Source organism: Massilia sp. H6 (assembly GCF_024802625.1).
Classification (GTDB): Bacteria; Pseudomonadota; Gammaproteobacteria; order Burkholderiales; family Burkholderiaceae_D; genus Telluria.
Window position 1 is genome coordinate 51,983 of record NZ_CP103373.1, and the last position, 18,521, is coordinate 70,503.

15 protein-coding genes and 1 pseudogene are annotated in these 18,521 nt (G+C 58.5%); 9 read left to right on the forward strand and 7 right to left on the reverse strand.

Features of this window, described 5'->3' with window-relative positions:
- Window positions 1–87: 87 nt before the first annotated feature.
- Window positions 88–405, reverse strand: coding sequence for a hypothetical protein (locus NRS07_RS20055; RefSeq protein ID WP_259213933.1), 318 nt, complete (start codon window positions 403–405; stop codon window positions 88–90).
- 78 nt (window positions 406–483) lie between these two features.
- Between NRS07_RS20055 and NRS07_RS20060 the strand changes: the two are divergent.
- Window positions 484–1,088, forward strand: a pseudogene (locus NRS07_RS20060) (transposase); the annotation flags it as partial.
- Window positions 1,089–1,123: 35 nt separating this feature from the next.
- On the opposite strand, the gene NRS07_RS20065 reads toward NRS07_RS20060, so the two are convergent.
- A protein-coding gene (locus NRS07_RS20065; protein WP_259213846.1) for an IS3 family transposase occupies window positions 1,124–2,685 on the reverse strand; the annotation gives its coding sequence in 2 pieces (ribosomal slippage) (window positions 1,124–2,229 and window positions 2,229–2,685; 1,563 coding nt in all).
- 574 nt (window positions 2,686–3,259) lie between these two features.
- Between NRS07_RS20065 and NRS07_RS20070 the strand changes: the two genes are divergently transcribed.
- Window positions 3,260–3,595, forward strand: coding sequence for a transposase (locus tag NRS07_RS20070; RefSeq protein ID WP_259213849.1), 336 nt, complete (start codon window positions 3,260–3,262; stop codon window positions 3,593–3,595).
- A gap of 189 nt (window positions 3,596–3,784) precedes the next feature.
- Here the strand turns inward: NRS07_RS20070 and NRS07_RS20075 are convergent, their stop codons facing one another.
- A complete protein-coding gene (locus NRS07_RS20075; RefSeq protein WP_259213935.1) occupies window positions 3,785–5,035 on the reverse strand; it encodes an IS256 family transposase in 1,251 nt (416 codons plus the stop codon).
- A gap of 423 nt (window positions 5,036–5,458) precedes the next feature.
- Between NRS07_RS20075 and NRS07_RS20080 the strand changes: the two genes are divergently transcribed.
- Entirely contained in the window at window positions 5,459–5,617 is a 159-nt protein-coding gene (locus NRS07_RS20080; RefSeq protein ID WP_259213851.1) for a hypothetical protein, read from the forward strand.
- 64 nt (window positions 5,618–5,681) lie between these two features.
- Window positions 5,682–7,550, forward strand: coding sequence for a hypothetical protein (locus NRS07_RS20085; RefSeq protein ID WP_259213853.1), 1,869 nt, complete (start codon window positions 5,682–5,684; stop codon window positions 7,548–7,550).
- An 82-nt stretch (window positions 7,551–7,632) separates the two neighbouring features.
- Here the strand turns inward: NRS07_RS20085 and NRS07_RS20090 are convergent, their stop codons facing one another.
- A complete protein-coding gene (locus NRS07_RS20090; RefSeq protein WP_259213855.1) occupies window positions 7,633–9,891 on the reverse strand; it encodes a VIT and VWA domain-containing protein in 2,259 nt (752 codons plus the stop codon).
- Window positions 9,888–10,310, reverse strand: coding sequence for a MerR family transcriptional regulator (locus tag NRS07_RS20095; RefSeq protein WP_259213857.1), 423 nt, complete (start codon window positions 10,308–10,310; stop codon window positions 9,888–9,890). Before NRS07_RS20095 ends, NRS07_RS20090 begins: the two co-directional genes overlap by 4 nt.
- 297 nt (window positions 10,311–10,607) lie before the next feature.
- Between NRS07_RS20095 and NRS07_RS20100 the strand changes: the two genes are divergently transcribed.
- Window positions 10,608–11,351, forward strand: a complete 744-nt coding sequence (locus NRS07_RS20100; RefSeq protein ID WP_259213859.1) for a hypothetical protein — start codon at window positions 10,608–10,610, stop codon at window positions 11,349–11,351.
- Between the two features lie 62 nt (window positions 11,352–11,413).
- Window positions 11,414–11,662 carry an Imm74 family immunity protein gene (locus NRS07_RS20105; RefSeq protein ID WP_259213860.1) on the forward strand — a complete coding sequence of 83 codons (249 nt, stop codon included), beginning with the start codon at window positions 11,414–11,416 and terminating at the stop codon, window positions 11,660–11,662.
- A 415-nt stretch (window positions 11,663–12,077) separates the two neighbouring features.
- On the opposite strand, the gene NRS07_RS20110 is transcribed toward NRS07_RS20105, so the two are convergent.
- Together NRS07_RS20110 and NRS07_RS20115 are read right to left on the reverse strand one after the other, a co-directional pair.
- Window positions 12,078–12,233 (reverse strand): hypothetical protein, encoded by a 156-nt coding sequence (locus NRS07_RS20110; protein ID WP_259213861.1) that lies wholly within the window; start codon window positions 12,231–12,233, stop codon window positions 12,078–12,080.
- Between the two features lie 362 nt (window positions 12,234–12,595).
- Window positions 12,596–12,997, reverse strand: a complete 402-nt coding sequence (locus NRS07_RS20115; RefSeq protein ID WP_307729958.1) for a relaxase/mobilization nuclease domain-containing protein — start codon at window positions 12,995–12,997, stop codon at window positions 12,596–12,598.
- Between the two features lie 808 nt (window positions 12,998–13,805).
- Between NRS07_RS20115 and NRS07_RS20120 the strand changes: the two genes are divergently transcribed.
- From NRS07_RS20120 to NRS07_RS20130, 3 genes are all read left to right on the forward strand, one after another.
- Window positions 13,806–14,956 (forward strand): IS3 family transposase gene (locus tag NRS07_RS20120; RefSeq protein WP_259211202.1). Its coding sequence is split into 2 segments (ribosomal slippage): window positions 13,806–14,052 and window positions 14,052–14,956, totalling 1,152 coding nucleotides; the frame shifts between segments, so codons are not numbered across the junction.
- A gap of 7 nt (window positions 14,957–14,963) precedes the next feature.
- A complete protein-coding gene (locus tag NRS07_RS20125; protein WP_259213863.1) occupies window positions 14,964–15,446 on the forward strand; it encodes a hypothetical protein in 483 nt (160 codons plus the stop codon).
- A complete protein-coding gene (locus NRS07_RS20130; protein ID WP_259213865.1) occupies window positions 15,443–15,910 on the forward strand; it encodes a hypothetical protein in 468 nt (155 codons plus the stop codon). Before NRS07_RS20125 ends, NRS07_RS20130 begins: the two co-directional genes overlap by 4 nt.
- Window positions 15,911–18,521 lie beyond the last annotated feature (2,611 nt).

Consider the following 18,521-nt stretch of genomic DNA (forward strand, 5'->3'; position numbering starts at 1 on the left):
TTGCCGGATCGGGCAGGTTAAACGGTTCGTTGTTCTGCTTCGACAGTGAACGCGCTTGCGCTTGCCGAGCGCACCCGTTTCAGATGGCTAGGGCGACTTCGTTAGGACAACGTTGCGCCATTTGACCTCTCCTCGGCCGAGCGAGTTTGTCTCTTCCGGACTGACATACAGTGGCGTCAACCCCACCACGCGTGCGTGGCCAAGAATTTCGTTTGCGCTGATCGGATAGATCACCCGCCCGACGTTTGGCGCACCGATTCGCAGCGTTAAGGCGATGCGTCCTTGCTCCTTTGGTAGGTCCTTGAGCCGCGCTAGGGAGGCCAAAGGTCGATCAGGACGTAGGTGCATCCACACAGCGCTTGCCAGCACAAAATCGAAACGGCCGGAGCTTTCGTTGAAGCTCACGAGCTCGGGCGGTAATCCACCCACAAAAAGAGCGCGATCAGAAGTAGAATTTTCTACTTAAGACACAGAAAGCTCTACATGAAGACGTCCCGCTTTACCGACAGCCAGATCATCGCCATCCTCAAGCAAGCCGAAGCCGGCAGCCCGGTACCGGAGCTGTGCCGCGAGCACGGCATCAGCAACGCCACGTTCTACAAGTGGCGCTCGAAGTTCGGCGGCATGGACGCCTCGTTGATGGCACGAATGAAGGAGCTGGAGGAGGAAAACCGACGCCTCAAGAAGATGTACGTCGAAGAGCGCCTCAAGGCCGAGATCGTCGCGGAGGCGCTCACAAAAAAATGGTAGCGCCATCTCAGCGGCGGGAGATGGCGCAATGGGCCGTGTTGGAGCGGTCAGCCACAGTCAAGCTGGCGTGCCAGGTCTTTGGCATTAGCCAGACCTGCTACCGCTACAAGGCCAAGCTGGACGCGGAAAACGTCCTTATTGCCGACTGGCTGGTGCGACTGACGAATAACCAGCGCAACTGGGGCTTTGGGTTGTGTTTCCTGTATCTGCGCAACGTGAAAGGCTTCAAATGGAACCACAAGCGCGTCTACAGGATTTACCGCGAGCTCGAGCTGAACCTACGCATCAAGCCGCGTCATCGCCTGGTGCGCGAAAAACCGCTGCCGCTGGCGGTACCGGTGACTGTCAAGCTAGTTGTCGCCTGAATTAGTTGTTATGCCGCTTTTTTGAGCAGCTCGTTTTTGTCCACTTCGGTCACATTGCTGCTGGTCTGATCCGGGTTCAGATGGACGATGGAGACGGGCTCCCAGTTGCGCGTGTTGCCGCTCCAGCGCTCCGGATGCGCAGCCCTTGCTGCCTGATACACCGCGTCCCGTTTGCGTAGCAACGCCGCGTCCAGGCCTGCGTGGCGCTGTGCCGGGGTCACGAACCGGATCGCGCTGTGGCGGTGCTCGTGGTTATACCAATGAACAAAGCGACCGACCCACTGCCGTGCCGCCAACAGGCTGTCGAAGGCCCTTCGTGGATAGATGGGCCGATATTTCAATGTCTTGAACAACGACTCCGAAAAGGGGTTGTCATTGCTCACGGACGGGCGGCTGAATGAGGGCATCACGCCCAGCGCCTGCAGGGTCGCCAGCATGGTTGCGCCCTTCATCGGGCTGCCATTGTCCGAATGCAGTACGACCTGCTCCGGAGCAATGTTCTCCCGTTCGCAAATGTCACGCACAACCTCGCCGGCAAGCTCACTGCTTTCCACGTCGTATATCTGCCAGCCCACGATTTTGCGGCTGAAAATATCCATGAACAAGTAGAGGTAAAAATAGACGCCCTTCACGGGCGTGGGCAGATACGTGATGTCCCAGCTGTACAGCTGACCAGGGGCGGTCGCCACCAGCGCACGCGGCTTGTGACGAGCCTGTGCGGGACGTTCGGCATTTCGATGGGCGAGTTGATTCTCCGCTTTCAGCACCCGATAGAATGTCGACTCCGAGGCCAGGTACACCCCTTGATCGACCAAGCGCGGCACGATCTGGCTGGGCGGCAGGCTCGCGAACTCATCGGAGTTGGCGACAGCGAGCAACTGACTGCGTTCAAGCGCGCTGAGCCGGTTTCGCGGCGCCTGCACACGCGCCGGCCGCTGGTCGCCGCGCAGTACGTCACGCTGCCACCGTTGCAGCGTGCGCTCGCTGAACGAGATCGCAGCGCACGCCTTGTCCTGGCGCGCACCGGCTTCGACCGATTCTGCGACCAGGGCCATCACTGCGATGCGCTCTGGCAGCGAGGTCATTTGACCTCGTCCTCCCAGAGCGCCCGGAACTTTTTTTGTAGGATCAGTAACGCTGCCGCCTCCGCCAGTGCCTTGTCCTTGCGCAGCACCTCCCGTTGCAGTCGATCGTTGTCCTCCTTGAGCGCGCGTAGCGCTTTCGAATCCTGCGGCCCCGTTTTTCTATCGGTGCAAAACGCCGCCTGCCACTCGTTCAAATGATGAGGAAAAACGCCGTGCTCTCGGCACCACGCGTTCAATGTCTCGCCCGTCATGCCGTGGGTCTCGTGCAGCGCCACCAGCTGCTCCTGGGCACTCCAATCCTGCGGACGCTTCTCTTTTGCCGCTGGGGTATTCGTCTCTGCCACTGCTTTCCTCACCATCCAATTTTTCAGCGTGTGGTAATTGACGTTGATATCGTCTGCGACTGCCTGCACGCTCCTGCCGCCACGCGAGAATACCTTGACCAGTGCCTGTTCTACAAATGCCGGTGAGTACACTGCCTTCATCTTGCACCTCTATATTTGGGGGAAATCTAGAGGCGACAACTAGTCTGACACCGGGGGTTTCCGACCCGGACAAAACGGTCTTTCGGTCCGGCCGTACAGGGAGTGTGTGTGGCCGAGCGGCCCGCCCAGATCGCGCGAACGACAACTGGAATGACGCTTGAAACGCTGCTCGTTCAACGCCGCATCGCCACGCCCCAATGGGACTGGACTCAAAAGACCGTCGACACGCGGCGCGAGGCGACTGCGCGCTTCAAAGCGGGCGCTTCCGGAAACGTACGTGCTGTACTTCGTGAACGCATGAGGGAAGATAGCACCTGGGCTACCAGCGAACCAAACCGGATCGAGGCGAGACACGTCTCGCATGCGGGGCGCGGGCAACGGCCCAGTGCGCGAAGGCCAAGCCGCGCAGCGCCAGCTCGGCGGCCGAGTTGTCGATCTAAATGCCACCGTGGGCGGCATTGTGGGTAAGGAAGCGATAGCCACGCGATTCGCATCTACCTATGTGGACAACGCGACGAGCGTGTCCAGTCGTACTCGCTCGATATGAAGATGCCGCATCTAGCGCCCGTGCGATTTGATTACTGTGGCGTCCGATCACCCAGCGGTTAAACGGCTGTCCGGTCGTGCGCGCAGACGTCCAGGTAAGCTGCATGCCGATCGAGCGTACGCTTCACGAGCGCATCGCGCCTGGCTGCGCCGACGAGGCATTGCAGCACGTATCGCGCGATATGGCGTGGAGTCGCGTGAAAGACTCGGCAGATGGCGTTGGGTCGTTGAGCGCACCTTAGGATGGCTACACCGATGTCGCAGATTGCGCATTCAGCACGAGCGACGAGCGGACATCCATCAGGCGTTCCTTACACTTGCCTGCTCGCTCATCTGTTGGCGGTATGTCGAACGGTTTGGTTAGGCGTTCTTAGTCGAAAATTTTGTACGGGGCACCTGTCATCGTGATTCGCGCTCCACATGGCATGCAGGCGAACGTGGAAGACGAGGCTCGGGTTCGAGGCGTGCATCTGAAAAGAGGACGAGACCGGCCGCGAGCGGGTTGAGCCCCGGGACCTGTCAGGAATTCTGTGTGCGGGGCCAGAATTCGTAGTTAGATAATTGCGTTTGTGAAGCGCTCGCCGAACATGATGGCGAACTGGTTTGCAGCCTGCTTCCAGGTCCGTTGCGGCATCTTCCAATCTTTCTCGATGTTGCGCAAGGCCAGGAATAACAATTTTGTCGCGGCTTCATCGCTTGGGAAGTGGCCACGATTCTTGACGATCTTTCGCAGGCGCATATGCAAGCTTTCGATGGCGTTGGTCGTGTAGATAATTGTGCGCACTTCCGGCGGGTAAGCGAAGAACGGAATTACCTGCTGCCACTGCCGGCGCCACATTGCCGCCACCGTCGGGAATTTGGTACCCCATGGTCCGGCTGCAAACGCATCCAGCGCCGCTTCGGCGAGGTCGGCGTTGGCAGCGTGGTAAATCGGCTTGAGCGCCGCTGCCAGCTCCTTACGGTCCTTCCAAGCTGCAAGCGTGGTCGAGTTGCGGATCAGGTGCACGATGCAGGTCTGGATCTGCGCCTGCGGATACACGGCCTCAATGGCTTCCGGGAAGCCGCGCAAACCATCGACGACGGCGATCAGAATATCGTCCAGTCCGCGGTTCTTGAGTTCGTTGAAAACCTTCAGCCAGAACTTGGCGCCTTCGGTCTGTTCGATCCACAGGCCCAGTACTTCCTTGCAGCCGTCGGCACGAATGCCCAGAGCCAGATACACGGCCTTGTTCTTGACTGTGCCTTCGTCCCGGATTTTCAGGCGCAGCGCATCGAAATACACGATCGGATACATCGCTTCGAGCGGCCTTTGCTGCCACTGTGCGACCTCTTCGAGAACCTCGTCGGTGATGGTCGAAATCAGGTCCGGCGACACCTCGGTGCCGTACAACTCCAGCAGGTGCGCTTGAATCTCACGCACGCTCATGCCGCGCGCGTACATGCTGATGACATGGTCATCAAAGCCGGACATCCGGCGCTGATGCTTGGCGACGAGCTTCGGTTCAAAGCTCGACAGACGATCGCGCGGAATGTCCAAATTGAGCTCGCCACCTGGCGTCAACACCTTCTTCGGACTGCTGCCGTTGCGGTGATTTTTGCTGCCTTCTTCCTCGCTGGCCAGATGGTGGCTCAGCTCGGCCGACAGCATGCGCTCAGCTAACATCTTCTTGAGTTGCCCGGCCAGGCCGGACTCGCCAAGGATCGACTCGGCGTCCTTGTTCTCAACCTGGGCCAGCAGCTGGTCAATCAGCTCGACTGGGAACGGATACGCTGCCTTCTGTTTTTTGGGCTTCTTGGTGGTCATCACTTCGGTCATGGAACAATCCTTTCGGCATTATTTCATGACCCCGTTCCACACAGAAATTCTGACAGGCTCGAGCCCCGTCTTCAATCGAAGCAAAGGCGGCGCGCGCATTGGGGGCGCCGCCTCCCAACAACTGGTCGGCCCGTAAGGTCGGCGTCTACGAAGAGCAAACCCAGCAGCATGCTGCTCGGTCCGGCGCCGCGTGCTATTCCGTGAATGACAGTGACGGTGAATGCGACAGGGGATGACGACGAACGCAGTCGAGTTAGCCACCCGGATCATGCTGCATGTCTCGCGGGTGTCCTGGCCACCGCGTGCGCCATACCTTTGCTTGCTTATTTGCTAGTGGCCGAGTCAAATCGCTTTTCTGTTACCGTCACAAAATTACAGTAGAAGCTCCATCCCCCACCTCAGGAGCTTTTCATGGACCGCAAACAGGCCAACCATCACGCCAACCAGAAAAATCCGAATAATGTCGCTCATAAGCATGTCAACGACAATCGTTCGAACCAGGGAAATCCCACAAGTCACACCTACGACAAGAGTCGGGCTGCTCCCAAACGCAATGTAAAAGGTAAATAATCAAAGACGCAACGTCGAGGCCCCCGGACAGCGGGGCCGACTGCTTAGACAACGGAGCAATCAAATGGCAAGAAAAAAATCGATGGACGGTGTCGTGGCGACGATCGAGCGACTGACCAATGAGACGCCCTGCCCGCTGCATCTTCGAAACACATTAAACAAGTATCTGTATCAGGAACACCTATTTGAGGGTGCGAGACCAGGAGGGCGCAGCGGTAAAGCCAGAAAACTTGGGCAGCTCCGCGGCCCGGACACAGACAACCTCGTACGCAACTTGCTCGATCTCGACGCGCTCTTCTTTGGAGAGACAAACACGGTGATCGACATCGTGACCGGAGAGATGAAGGCGAGCGACCTACATGACAAGCTCGATAACGTCGAGCGGAGCATGCGGCAACGCCTTGCGATATACGGATACTGGCTGGACCGTATCTCATCTGCGCGGGCCGCCTTGGCCGATCCTACAACGAACCTGCGGGTCGACAGACTCGACGAGAAATTGTCGGTTGCCAGCCGCGCCGGCGCGCAGAACATTCCCCCTTTCGCGCTGCAGGCGCTGCGGGTGCAAGAAGCAAGCGAAGCGCAAGCGCGGCGGGGGCCCCCAAGCGCGAGCGATTATGTCGAACGCGCCGACGCCTATCTGGCCTTGGGCGACCTGGTGAACGCGGACCGAAACGCCTGTCTGGCCATCGAGGTCGACCCTGCCTCATCACGCGCCTGGTTTATTCGCGTGGCGGTCGGACTTCGACGCCGGCGATCTGCAATGCGATCCTTTCATCAGAAGCGGATGGAAGCTCAGGAATGCGCTGAACCCCTATCGGCGCATGAACAATGGGCGCTCGAGGAAGCCGACGAGGCGGCCGGTGATGCGTGGGAACATCAGCGCGCTCTGGATGCAATCCTTCCCCAAGCCATCTTGCATTGGCCAATGGAAGGGACGCGACGCGCGCACAACAATCTATGGAGACAGGTGCGGGATTTATTCGTCGCGCGAATGTTCTCCATCGCTGTGCATGATGTCCTGCGCGCCGGCGCGTGGCGCCAGTGGGCGTCTCTGAATGGACTGGAGCCGGAGTGGGAACTCGAGCAACAGAAGCACCCCTATCTGCCAAGCACTGAATCCACAGAAAACAGCCCATTCACCGCAGAGGACACACATGCCATTTCTAACCTTCTAGTTGCCTACGATGACAAGCCGCGCGAGTTCTTCGAGTTTCTCGAGGACGGCCGCATCGCCACTGATTTCCGTCTATTCCACCTTCGCTACGTCCTGCGAATGGGAGGCTGCGACGCGCATTGGGCCAGGCTGCGGACGTCCGTTGCGCAAAGCCCATTGGAGTGGCAGGCGGATCATCTGATGAACGATCCGTCGATTGCTAAACTGTGGCAGTTGCATTGGTGCCGACAGGGCGACTCGCCGGCGCTGATGCAGTCCTACACAAACTGGTTTCGAAAAACGCAAGCACATAACGATGGTCGCTCCCGTCATCTCTTGTTGCGACAGTACGCGTATCTCTTTCACTATCAATTCGCGCGTCGACAGTTTGATCTGTGCGGCGAGGCCGCCGCGAGCGCACTGGCCCTGTACGAGGGCGCTGAGAAGCTGGACGCGTGGTTTGGTGACGTTCGGCATCCCTACGACGCCTCAATCGGCATGCCGCTTCATCATGTCGTGTATTGGGAATATCTCGCAGCGATCGCCGCGGTCGAGCAGCGCAGGCAGGGGGGTGCATTGTCGCAGCAAGCGCAAGCGATACTGGCTCATGCCGACCGTTGGCGAGCTAGATTTTCGAAACACCCCCAATGTTTCTGGACGGCCTCCGAGGAGTACGAGGGCGGCGGCGGCGAAGACTGGCCCGAACCGCCGTACGGAATCGATTTGCGCCTAGCAGATAGTTGGGCGGAAGAAGCGCATGCCGTCCCGATTGACTGACCTCGAGGAAGGAGACGACATAGATCCTGGCAGCGCCTTCGCCGCTTTATCTGCGCAACATATCGCCATACCGACGATCGCGCTAATCCGCGCGTCGGCGCAGGAACGCGGGGATGTCATGTGGCTTGGGATCGGCGCTCCGCGCGTCATACGCCCGAAGCGCAATGGCTAGGACGCGTTGCTCCAAGTCAGGCTCTGACGAGTCGCCCGTCCTGGCGGTCATGCGCAGTATGGTCTTGAACATCCGCCTGGCGATGGCGTCGGAACGCATGCGCTTGACCAACACAGCGACGAAGGACTGGATGACATCCGATTCGGGAAACCCATCCGTGACGACTTGGCGCAGTTCCTCAACCACCTGCGTTGGCAGATCAGCGGAAAGCGCGTCAAGCGACGTCGTTGATAGCCCAGCCGCGCCGGCGCGAACCAGATCTACGCCGACGGTCTCGGCGAAACGACGCAGGGTGTCGCGATATAGATAGCGCGACCCCAGCGCAGGCTTAGCACGCAGGAAAGCCGGAACTTCATAGTGGTCGACCGAGTCCCGCGCAAGCATCAGCGGGGGGGAGGATTCTTCGCGTCGCCACACCGCCGGCTGACGCGCCGATTGCGACGACACCTGGATGCCAAGGCCGCCCCATCCCGCTGGAAGCATCTGTGCAACCGTGCGCAGCGTTGGCATCACAAGGGCTTTGTCGGCGCCTTCGCGCCGGTGCACCAGCACCAGATTGGTCGTCGCGTCAACCAGTTCATAACGCAACGCCAAGGCATGCCGTTCCGACGGCGCAAGCTCGTCCATGCGCGCGGCGGCCGCAACCCGCGCCAATGTATCGCCCTCAACGGGAATCGCGTTGATCGGCACGCTCATCTCACGCGCGTCGCCCGCGTGCTCGCACCAGCTCAGTTTGGCGCCAGTAGGATATTCAGCAAAGCCGGCGAACTGGTGTATTGTCTCACCGCGGAACACAACCCGAGCCGGCTTACACTGCCAGACGGGGGCGCCGGTCCACGCCACCTTGACGTCGCGCACCGGCGCCCGGCGCATGCGCCGGAACATCCTCAGTACCGCTCCCTGCACCTCGCAATCAGCCGCGGCCAGCTCGCATGCGCCGCCGGTTCGCCGAGCCAACGAGTGCAACAAGCTCGACGCAGGCGCACTGCCGATGCCGACCGCAAATACACGCTGCCCAGCCTGCTCGGCGCTGGCGATCAAAGCGTCCGCTTCCCAAACATCGCCGTCTGTGATGAGCAAAATGTCTGCGTCGTATGGCTGCCCAAGGGCGAAGGTCGACAACAGCGCCCGTTTGATTTCCGTCCCGCCCATGTCGGCCTGCGTGGCCGCACTCCACTCACTGGCCCTCTTGACGGCGCGCGGCGTCGTAGCCAACAGCGAGCCGCTGAAATGCCTCACCTCACTGCCAAAGCAGCTGAAGCTGAAGCTGTCCTCAGGCTCTAGGCGGCTCAGCACCTCATGCACAGCTTGCCGGGCTGCGGCGATGCGGTCGCCGTTCATCGACCCTGAGCAATCGATCAGGATCTTCACATTCAAGGGGGTTTCGGCCGACGAATCGTCGTGAACCGGACAGAAGCTGGCAAGCGCCACGTATCCGTCCCCATCCCTTCCGAACGTCGAGACCGACCTCCCGGCCAGACCGTCAGCCAACAGTACGAAGTCGCGATCCAACCGGGCGCCATCGTGCAAAGAGATGACCACGGATTCCTCGGCGCTCTGAACCGACATGCCATGCGACGGTGAACTCAACTCCGCGCCCGCGATATCTCCATAGAGGCGAATGCGCAGCGAGAATGGATGTTCCGCCAACAGGTCGGTCAGCGGCTCCTGATGCGGCTGCAGGCCCGCCGAGCGCGCATCGCCGTAACGTGGACCGATTACAGTCGGGACGACCAGCCGCACGTGGCCTTGCGCGAACGACAGTAGCCGCGCATAACGAAAGCGAACGATGCCCTGCTCACCCGGCAGCAAATTGCCGACATTGACGGTATGGATGCCGTCGGCAGCCCGCTCAACCATCAGCGCCGAGTCACCAGCTTCGAGCGCGCCTTCGTATCGACGTTCAGCCTCCGCTTTGGCGGCGACCACGCCCTCCAGCACCCTCTCTCCGAGCACGAACTCCACGCCGAGCAGCACCGCATCCCACGGTATCGGGAAGGTATACACGGCTTCGACACTCACCTCACTGGCATTGACGTAACACTGCTCGATGGCCAATTCGAACAAGAGCCCTCGCACGCTGCCGTCGGCGCGCACCGATCGCAAGACCGAGGAATGAAGTCGACCATGACGAGGCATGGACGCATCACGAAGCTGGACGATACTCATACTGGCGGATCCTCCTGTTGAATCTGTTCGAACGCGGACATGACGGCCGCGAAAAACCGACGAGTCTGCTCTAACGACAAGCGCGCGATCGTCGGGTTAAGCCTAACCTCGACTCCCTCCGCGACCACCAGATGACTCCAGACCTCGACCGTCCCGGCACGGTTGCCCGGGACGGTCGGCGGTTGACCAGCTTGGTCCAGGAGCTCACGGACGCGCTCAAGCGACAAACCTGCGTGCGTCCAGCGCCGCACGCTCAGCAACTGTTCAAGGTGGCGTTGCCCGTAGCGCGCCGCCCGGGTTTCCCCATCCGGCCTATCCACTAGTCCGATTTGCATGTAATACCTGACCGTCCGCTTTGGCAGATCCGTCAGGATACATAGCTCATCGATACTAAATTCCTTGCTATCGGCTGGCGTCATTGTGTTCTCCCCGCCCTGTTCGCTGATGGGATCAAGATCGGGCGCCTCTCAATTATGTGACAGTACTTTATAACAGTAGAACTGTCAATAAATAGGAGCGCATCGGCGGTGTAGTTGCGCCGCCTGCGTAGTCATCACGCCTGTCCCGTCCATCCTTACGGCACCGCCCGTCTGACGTGACCATCGGTTGCACCTTATCAACAGCAGTAATTGCCTAACAGATTAGGCTTTTCGTACGCAGCTACCCCTGCCCAATAGCAGGGGCTGTCCACGACAACGATTGCTAGACCACGGAATATGAAAGATCTCACTGCGGAAAAGCCGTTTCCCGAAACGTCCGTTCAGATGCTTGCCACCGAGCGGGATACCGCGTTTTTTTGGTCCGGAAAAACCCACGGTATCGGTGGACAGGATCGGGCGGCGGAGATTGCAAAAGCAGCGAACGGTACGACGCTTGAGATGACTCTTGCCAAACGAGGCATCATCCCGCCCGTGGCCACATCCGACAATAAGGTTGAGGTGGCAGAGTGGTGGGCCAAGGCCTCAGCAGACTATGCGACCGGGGCATCCGGGGCCGTACGTGTTGTGCTAGGTGAGAAGCTGCGTGAAAGGAATGTCTGGGAGACGAAGGAATTACCAGCTTTAAAAGAAAATGTCCGCGTCACACGCATCGTCGCAATCGACCCTGCCACCCAAAAGGAAACCGTGCTGTTCGATCGATCCGCGGAAGCTTTACGTCACCAAGCAGGCGTCGATCAGAACCGAGCAGCGCCAGACATCCACCACCGTGCTGCGCTCGCCTTTGCACACGAATCACAGGAAAAAGCCGTCAAACAACATCCAACCTTGGCTGGCGCGTACGCGGCGATGACAGTTATCGAAAAGCAGACGCATGCCTCGGGACTCACCATCGAACAGCAGACCAAGGTGGTCGCCGCCGCACGCGAAAACATTGCCAAAAATATCCAACAGGGACAATATCCTGATGTAAAAATTCGTGAAAAGCACGAAGTTGTTACCGAACACGCCCGGGAACGCTAACCCACCTTTTCACGGTCCATCCAGACTACTAGAACACGATCATTCATCTTGAAGGAGGGGTTATGATTTTAAATGTCGACCGCGGCCATATTTACGTCCAGCTTGGCGAAAAGACCGCTACGATTCCCGGCGAAATGTTTCTCCCGGACGATGGGAAGATGGGCTTTGTGGTTGCGCTCAACCAGGTTGACTACTGGGATCCGAAATCCGCGAAGCAACCAATCTCATCCGCAGAGCTCGCAGCCATTGTCGAGGATATTAAAGCTGAGTTCGCGAAGGGCGGTCATACCGCCGAGTTCGAGTGGGACTGACGCATAGGTTTGTTCGTCTCGCTCGTCTGTATTCGCGCTGCAGCATGATCCGCGCGGAGGCGGCATCCAGCATCCTGGCATTCCACCGGGCCGAGCGTGCCTTTTCGCACAAACATCCAAATAGCGGTGCTCACGATGCTGGCGGCCTCTGTGCAGGGACCGCCAGCTCGCCGTCCGTACCAAACGCACCGCGATAACTGTGCTCTTCTAATCCGACCGCCTGTCTTCTGAATGGCCCTTGGTCATCGATGAGCGCGCCGTGCGCCGTGCGCCGTGGTCTGAACCTGCTCGCCTCGGGGCTCGGTGCTGAATGCACCTGTGAGACGCCGCCTCAACTGATGTCGCTCCGTATCGATCGACGGCATGGTCTGAACAAACTTCCGGATTGTCGCCGCTAGGGTGTCCAGGGGCTCGGTCAGCCGGCTGGAGTGTCTTCCATCCCGGCCAGCCCCTCCTGAAGCTGCAGGAGCGCGAGTTCGCGGCTGTCGCAGGTCATGCTCGGCGCCACTGTCTCGTCCCATACCCTCAGGTGCATGCGCCTGCAGAAGCGCTTGAGCTGGTCGTCGGTCATGAACCACATCGAGTCGGGACACGTCTCGCATACGGGCGATGGCAATGGACGGCGCATCGAAGTTAGATTTCTCAAGACCGGACTGATATACAGCGGCTGCGCGTTGTCCGGCGCGGACCCGCGCTGCGTCGAGTCTGTCGTATTCGGGTGGTGCATTGGGTTGCTCCGCATAGGAAAGAACTGTGTTCTCTAGGGCTATGGCTGCGTTCAGCCAGGCGCTTCGCACCACAAGCTACCGTTGCTTGATGCAAGCTTCCCACGCTTGCTCGCCCACGGATCGGCCGCTGGCTACAGCAAGCAATTCTTCGGCCGCCTCCCTGATGCGCGCTGTCTTCACACGTGGTACCCGCGGCGGCGGCCGGTCATCTCCCCGCTCGATATGACGCACGACGCTCTTTTTCCGCCTTGCGCACGACGCCGCGCGCGGATCTCGGCGTGGCTTCGGCCTCAATACCTTGATCGCGCATTTCACGCGCGAAGGAGTCGCGCCAGTCCTGCAGGTCGGCCTTTCGGGGGGTGAGTCTCCTCCCGTCGAATCCGGATATCCTAACGCTCAGGTGGACATGCGGATGCGGCTCGTCCGTATGCAGGGCGAACACGTATTCGTGGTTTGCGCTGAAAACGCTTTTTGCGAATCTTCGCGCCGCTGTGAGAACCGCCGTTTCCGGCGTACCTTCGGGCATCGAAAGCACAAAGTGCATGGTGTCGCGCCGATTTTTGCGGGGAGGCGAACTGTCGATGTCATCGCAACACTGTCCAAACAGATCCCGGACTGCTTCCTTATCGCCTAATACGTTCCACGGTCGGTTTCTAACTTGAGCCGGCGTTGCGCGAGATGTAGCTCAGGTGCGCCCGAATATGATGCGCGCCTCGTCCAAACCTGTGATCTTTACTATCACTTCCGGACGTCGTTTCGCCCCGCGGCCGGCTCTGGACCGGAGGTTTCCCGTATTGTTCACCTTCGCCGAGCACGCCCGCCGGCGAGTGCGGAGTCGAGCGCGTGTTCCGCTTCGATAAGTGACATCAATCTGCTCTCCATGACCGGCGGTTGGCCCGCACTAGCGCTCTAATGGCTCGTCGCGTCGCCGTGATCTTGACCGACAGCTCCGCCAGCCTGTCGAGTCGTACGCGCTCGTTCTTGAAATATGCCTCATCCAAGCGCCGCGCAATTTGATTGATGTTGCGTCCGATCGCACCGAGCCACGTGTGTTGGCCTCGATGGTCGGCAGCTCATGTTCCGAGAAGACAGGGTGACGCATCAGGTTGGACTGTATGAGAAAACTGGTCCATCGGCTGAACGACATGCCCTTCTCTGTCGCTCGTTCGCTCGCTGCTTTCATCAGAAATACGGGCATCCATACCGTTTTGCGCCCGAGACTTTCCTCACCCGGATTAGCCGCAACCAAGGATGATTTGGCATCGCCCTTCGCTTTGGACTGGATCGGCTGCTGTTCGCAGCTTTCTAACAACTGGTACAGGGCGAGTCGCAGCAGCTCCGATTCTGAGACGCCGTGAATCGCCACGACTATCGTAGACACTTCTGACCCATAATGTCGGGCACAAGGAGAAGATATGAGCGGTAAGCGGTACACAGAAGAGTTCAAGATTGCAGCGATCAAGCAGGTGGCGCAGGGCGGTCACCCACCGAGCGAAGTAGCGGCGCGGCTCGGGATAAGCATTCATAGCCTCTACGCTTGGACGAAGCGCTACGGCGTGCCTGAGACGGAGCGCAAGGCCGTCGATGCCCAGGCCGACGAGATGAGGCGCCTGAAGGCCGAGCTCAAGCGCGTCACGGAGGAGCGTGACATATTGAAAAAAGCCGCGGTGTACTTTGCCAAGACGTCCGGGTAAGGTACACCTTAATTGCTGAGTTACAGGACCAGTTCCCGGTGCGTCGGCTGTGCAAAGTGCTCGAGGTGCATCCGAGCGGCTTCTATGCCTGGAGTCTGAACCCCGAAAGCCGTCGCACCAAAGAAGACAAGCGCCTTCTGGTTTCAATCAAGGAATCGTGGCTGGAAAGCGGCAGCGTGTACGGCTACCGCAAAGTCAGCGACGACCTGCGCGAGCTCGGTGAGCAATGCGGCGTCAATCGCGTCCACCGTCTCATGAGGTCGGCCGGGTTTCGTTCGCAAACCGGTTACGCCAAGCGGAAATACAAACGAGGCGGCGCCCCTTCGCTGGTGGCGCCTAATCATCTACAGCGCCAATTCGACGTGCAGGAACCGAATCGGGTCTGGGTGACGGACATCACGTACATTCGCACTTACGAAGGGTGGCTTTATCTGGCCGTTGTACTGGACCTGTTTTCGCGTCAGGTGGTCGGCTGGTCGATGAGTTCTCGAATTGACCGCGAGCTGGCGATGAATGCGCTCTTGATGGCCGTCTGGCGTCGGCAACCCAAGAATGCAGTGATGGTGCATTCCGATCAGGGCAGCCAATTCAGTAGCTACGACTGGCGCGACTTCCTGGACGAGCATAACCTGCAGCAGAGCATGAGCCGACGTGGGAACTGTCACGATAACGCCGTGGCCGAGAGCTTCTTCCAGCTCCTGAAAAGGGAACGAATCCGACGCAAGACCTACGGCACTCGGGAAGAGGCAAAGCAGGATGTCTTCGATTACATTGAGATGTTTTACAATCCAAAGCGCCGGCACAGCTTCAGCAATGACTTGTCGCCGGTCGAGTATGAAAAGCAGTATTTCAAGCGGCTCGCGAGTGTCTAGGAAACTCGTGGCGATTCACTTCAAGCTGATGCAGCAATATCACGGCTCCCATGAAGAGTTCGACTATTTTCTCGTTCCGACGGTAAAGGATAAAAAGCCCATGGCAGACACCGTGAATACCATTCGTGTTCTCTCCAGCATTGGGGTCCCACGCCAAAAGGTCCGGATCGTTTTCAATAGGGTGGACGTCGAAGATGTCATCGACACCGAGTTCGCCCCGCTGTTTGGATTGGCTGAACTAGAGAAATCGTTCACCCTTAACCCCGGGGCCATCATCTACGCGAATGAAGTGTTCGACAGGTTAAAAGAGGTTGGAAAATCGCTCTGTGAAGTCTCAGGGGATGCAACGGATTACCGGGCAAAGCTTCGCCAGGCGCGTGACGATGAAGAAAGGGCCTTCTGCCTCAAAATGGTGGCGATCAAACGTCTCGCGATCACTGCGACCAAGAACCTCGATGGTGTGTTCAACACAAGCTTTCCCGCGGTATGAGGGAACCGGTCACTTCTCGCGAAGCGCTGATCGCGGAGATATTGGGCGAATTGGACGGCTTGCTGACCCGGTCTGAAGAGTTACCCAAGACCCTCGCGGAGGGCGAACGACGGCTTGTTTTAGCCGCTCAGATCCTGGAAAAAGCGGGCCTCAACTATCGATTGGCAGTGACCAGCTTCACTGACGAGGCCAAGACGGCGCTTACGGAACACGCGCGCGATCAGCTCTCGGAGGTGGCGACGCTTGCCGCGGAACTTCAACGCAAAGCGGTATACGAAGCGGTGCGGGTGGCTGTCCAGCGCGAGACGTCTGAGTTCGCGGTTCGACTAGATGCATTTCTAAACCAGCGCGGGACAGTCGCGCAGCGCGTCGCAGACAGCAATCTCCGTGGCCATGGCCTCACTGCCTTGGTGAGCTCTGTCTTGACGGCGGCACTCTTACTGTGGGTCGAAACGTTTAGCTGAACAGTGAATAAGGCTGAATAGACACCCTCGGCGACGTGTAGGCATAGATCGCGGGCTATCGAGCGGCCTCGCATGCATCACAGCGCCTGCCACCGATGTCAACATAAAGTCCTATCGGAAAGGCTATCGTCAACAACATGACCGATCACAGCGTAATCTCAACCTACGCAGCTTCTCCATCAATGCATACGATCGTCCATGAAACGCGTGATAAAGACGACCACGCCAAGCTGTTCCATCACGCTTTGGCGCCGTAGCACCCGGGGAAGAGCGGCAAGGCACGGCACCAGGAAGTGGACGCGAAGCCTCCTGTGTTTATAAGCAGCTTATATTCCCGTCGCGTCGCTCCGTCTCAAGGCGAGCTGGATTGCGGGGAATTATTTGTCGATCGTGTCGTGCATCAAGGGTGCCGCCATTTATAAGCTGCTTATATGTTACGAAAATAAAGGCAGTCTCGGCCAGGGTACCCATGTGCGACGAAATGATTTCCAAATGCTGCCGTCTGTAGCGGCCGATTTCTGCGCCCAGCAGCTCAACGCTCCTCAATGAGGTTGGCGGATACGGCCGGTGCAAGTCGCCTGCGTTCGCCGCCGATCGAATTATAAGCTGCTTATATTCCCTCCTGAGCAGTCCCTGCATGATCGACGCGGCTAGTTTCGCAAAAGACTCAGTGGCGCCCACGTAGGACGTTAAACTTTATAAGCTGCTTATATTCTGAGTGCAGTGTTTCGGCGGAGTCCGCTTGCGCCTCTCGGCTTGCGCGCGTTGGGTCTATTCCATGCTCGCGACACCCGATCGATAGTGTACTGATCCACGTTGCGCGCGACGCGTAATGTGTGTCTGTAGGTACATCGGAAACTTTCTGAACCAGGGCCGCGCATGCGCCTCCATCCTGCTCCGATTTATAAGCTGCTTATAGTTTCCTGCAGCGCGGACATCTACCTAACCCTGCATGCGTGGCCCCACCAGTGTGGATACTCTCTGGACTGACGAACGCAGAGACACACGTCCGATCATCGCTAGCGAGCGAACTGCGGATCTGTTAAAGCGCCTGGTCTGGACTCATCGCGAGGGCGATTTGCGCATGTCCGCGGAAGAACGTGTGGACCGGTAATTGAACGAGCACACGCCTCTCCGACGTGCAGTCTATCGATGGTTTTCTGATCGTTTCCCTAGCAAGGCAGCCCAGATTACCCACACAACATCGAGCGGCACCCTCTCAACAAACTTGCTGGTAGGCTGCGCCGAACTTAACGCAACTCACCTGCCGTGTTTTTCGTTGGTCGCAGTTATAAGCAGCTTATGTCAATCTAAACTGTTGAATACAAACACTTTTCTTCCTGAAGGGGAGATTAGATAGGTTTGATCGTCTTCCATACGCATTCCGGCATTGATCCTAGAACGGGTGCCATTCCTAAAATGTTCATTGTGGAAAGTTCGTGGATCCGTTGTCGATCATCGAAGCTTGCAGACAAGAAGTGACTGGCTGCAACCTGTCACATAAGACGAGTGGAAGGCCGTGCTGGCCGATACAAAGTGTCGCCGGGTGCAGTCCGATTATGGAAGGGTTGGTCCCCGTTGGCGCTCACCTTTCGTCCGCATTTTCGTGTGCGACTGGAGCTCCACGACACTGAAGCGATGGTTGTGCTCACCAAAACTAGTGACCAAATGCATGGCTGGCGGGGCGAACGAACCCTGTGAGCGAAAACGAGCCGTTCAGTATGGCGAGGAAGTTCAAAATATTCGCGCTACCCCAGCGTGTACCATGTTCAATCGTGGCTCCGGCCTCAACGACACGACCTAATCTTGTCGATCGGTCATTCAGCGACAGAACGGGTGAACGCGTGAGCGTTACCCCCAGAGGCATCGTTTTGAACGAAGCGTGTCGTTAAACGATCTCAGCGCCGCTGCGGGTCCCCGCGCAAGCTCACCTTACCATCCCGCGTCCGTCACTGCGCTTCCCGTTACCCTTGCAGCGTCTACGGTGGGGGAGCCTTGCCGGCCATCTTCTTGGTCGGACTACATGCCGGCCTGTTTCTTCCCTTTTCTCTATACCGGCGCTATAGCTTTGTCACGCCTTACAGCGATTTACCGCTATTTCATACCTATCCTAATAAGTCTCACCTATTACGGATACTTAGCATCTGGGAATACATCCGCCAGGGCATCACCCCGGCGTCCGGTACTGTCACGTTTGCTGCCGCGTTTGGTTGTAGAACGTTACCAGGTTGGCAATCGGGTTCAGCTTGTCTATGCGAGCATCGCATTCTTGACTAGGCTGCCTCTATCCCAAAACTTCGCCTGCACGTAGATGCTCACCTTTCGACTGCACCAGGCGACGCCTATACGCTTGTGGGCCTTGAGTAGACCATCATCCTTCCAATGCATCGCATTGAGCGCGCTACGCGCCTTCCAACGCCGTTACCGGGCTTGATCGAGAGCCGATGTCCGATCGGCACTCCCTGTAAAGCCTCACCTTTCGTGTGTACAGTCACCGTGGGAAGCGTGTAAATACAGGCAGTAGGTGGAGCGTGAATGTCGAGGATCCGCGTCCTACCTAGTGCTGAACGCAGCGACGTGCGGTCGCCTGGGACGCATCGTGGCTGAGCGG

Excerpts from the sequence above, each read along its gene's own strand:
- NRS07_RS20075 (WP_259213935.1), bottom strand. The coding sequence starts at position 5,035 with ATGACCACCAAGAAGCCCAAAAAACAGAAGGCAGCGTATCCGTTCCCA.
- NRS07_RS20080 (WP_259213851.1), top strand. The coding sequence starts at position 5,459 with ATGGACCGCAAACAGGCCAACCATCACGCCAACCAGAAAAATCCGAAT.
- NRS07_RS20085 (WP_259213853.1), top strand. The coding sequence starts at position 5,682 with ATGGCAAGAAAAAAATCGATGGACGGTGTCGTGGCGACGATCGAGCGA.
- NRS07_RS20090 (WP_259213855.1), bottom strand. The coding sequence starts at position 9,891 with ATGAGTATCGTCCAGCTTCGTGATGCGTCCATGCCTCGTCATGGTCGA.
- NRS07_RS20095 (WP_259213857.1), bottom strand. The coding sequence starts at position 10,310 with ATGACGCCAGCCGATAGCAAGGAATTTAGTATCGATGAGCTATGTATC.
- NRS07_RS20100 (WP_259213859.1), top strand. The coding sequence starts at position 10,608 with ATGAAAGATCTCACTGCGGAAAAGCCGTTTCCCGAAACGTCCGTTCAG.
- NRS07_RS20105 (WP_259213860.1), top strand. The coding sequence starts at position 11,414 with ATGATTTTAAATGTCGACCGCGGCCATATTTACGTCCAGCTTGGCGAA.
- NRS07_RS20110 (WP_259213861.1), bottom strand. The coding sequence starts at position 12,233 with ATGACCGACGACCAGCTCAAGCGCTTCTGCAGGCGCATGCACCTGAGG.
- NRS07_RS20130 (WP_259213865.1), top strand. The coding sequence starts at position 15,443 with ATGAGGGAACCGGTCACTTCTCGCGAAGCGCTGATCGCGGAGATATTG.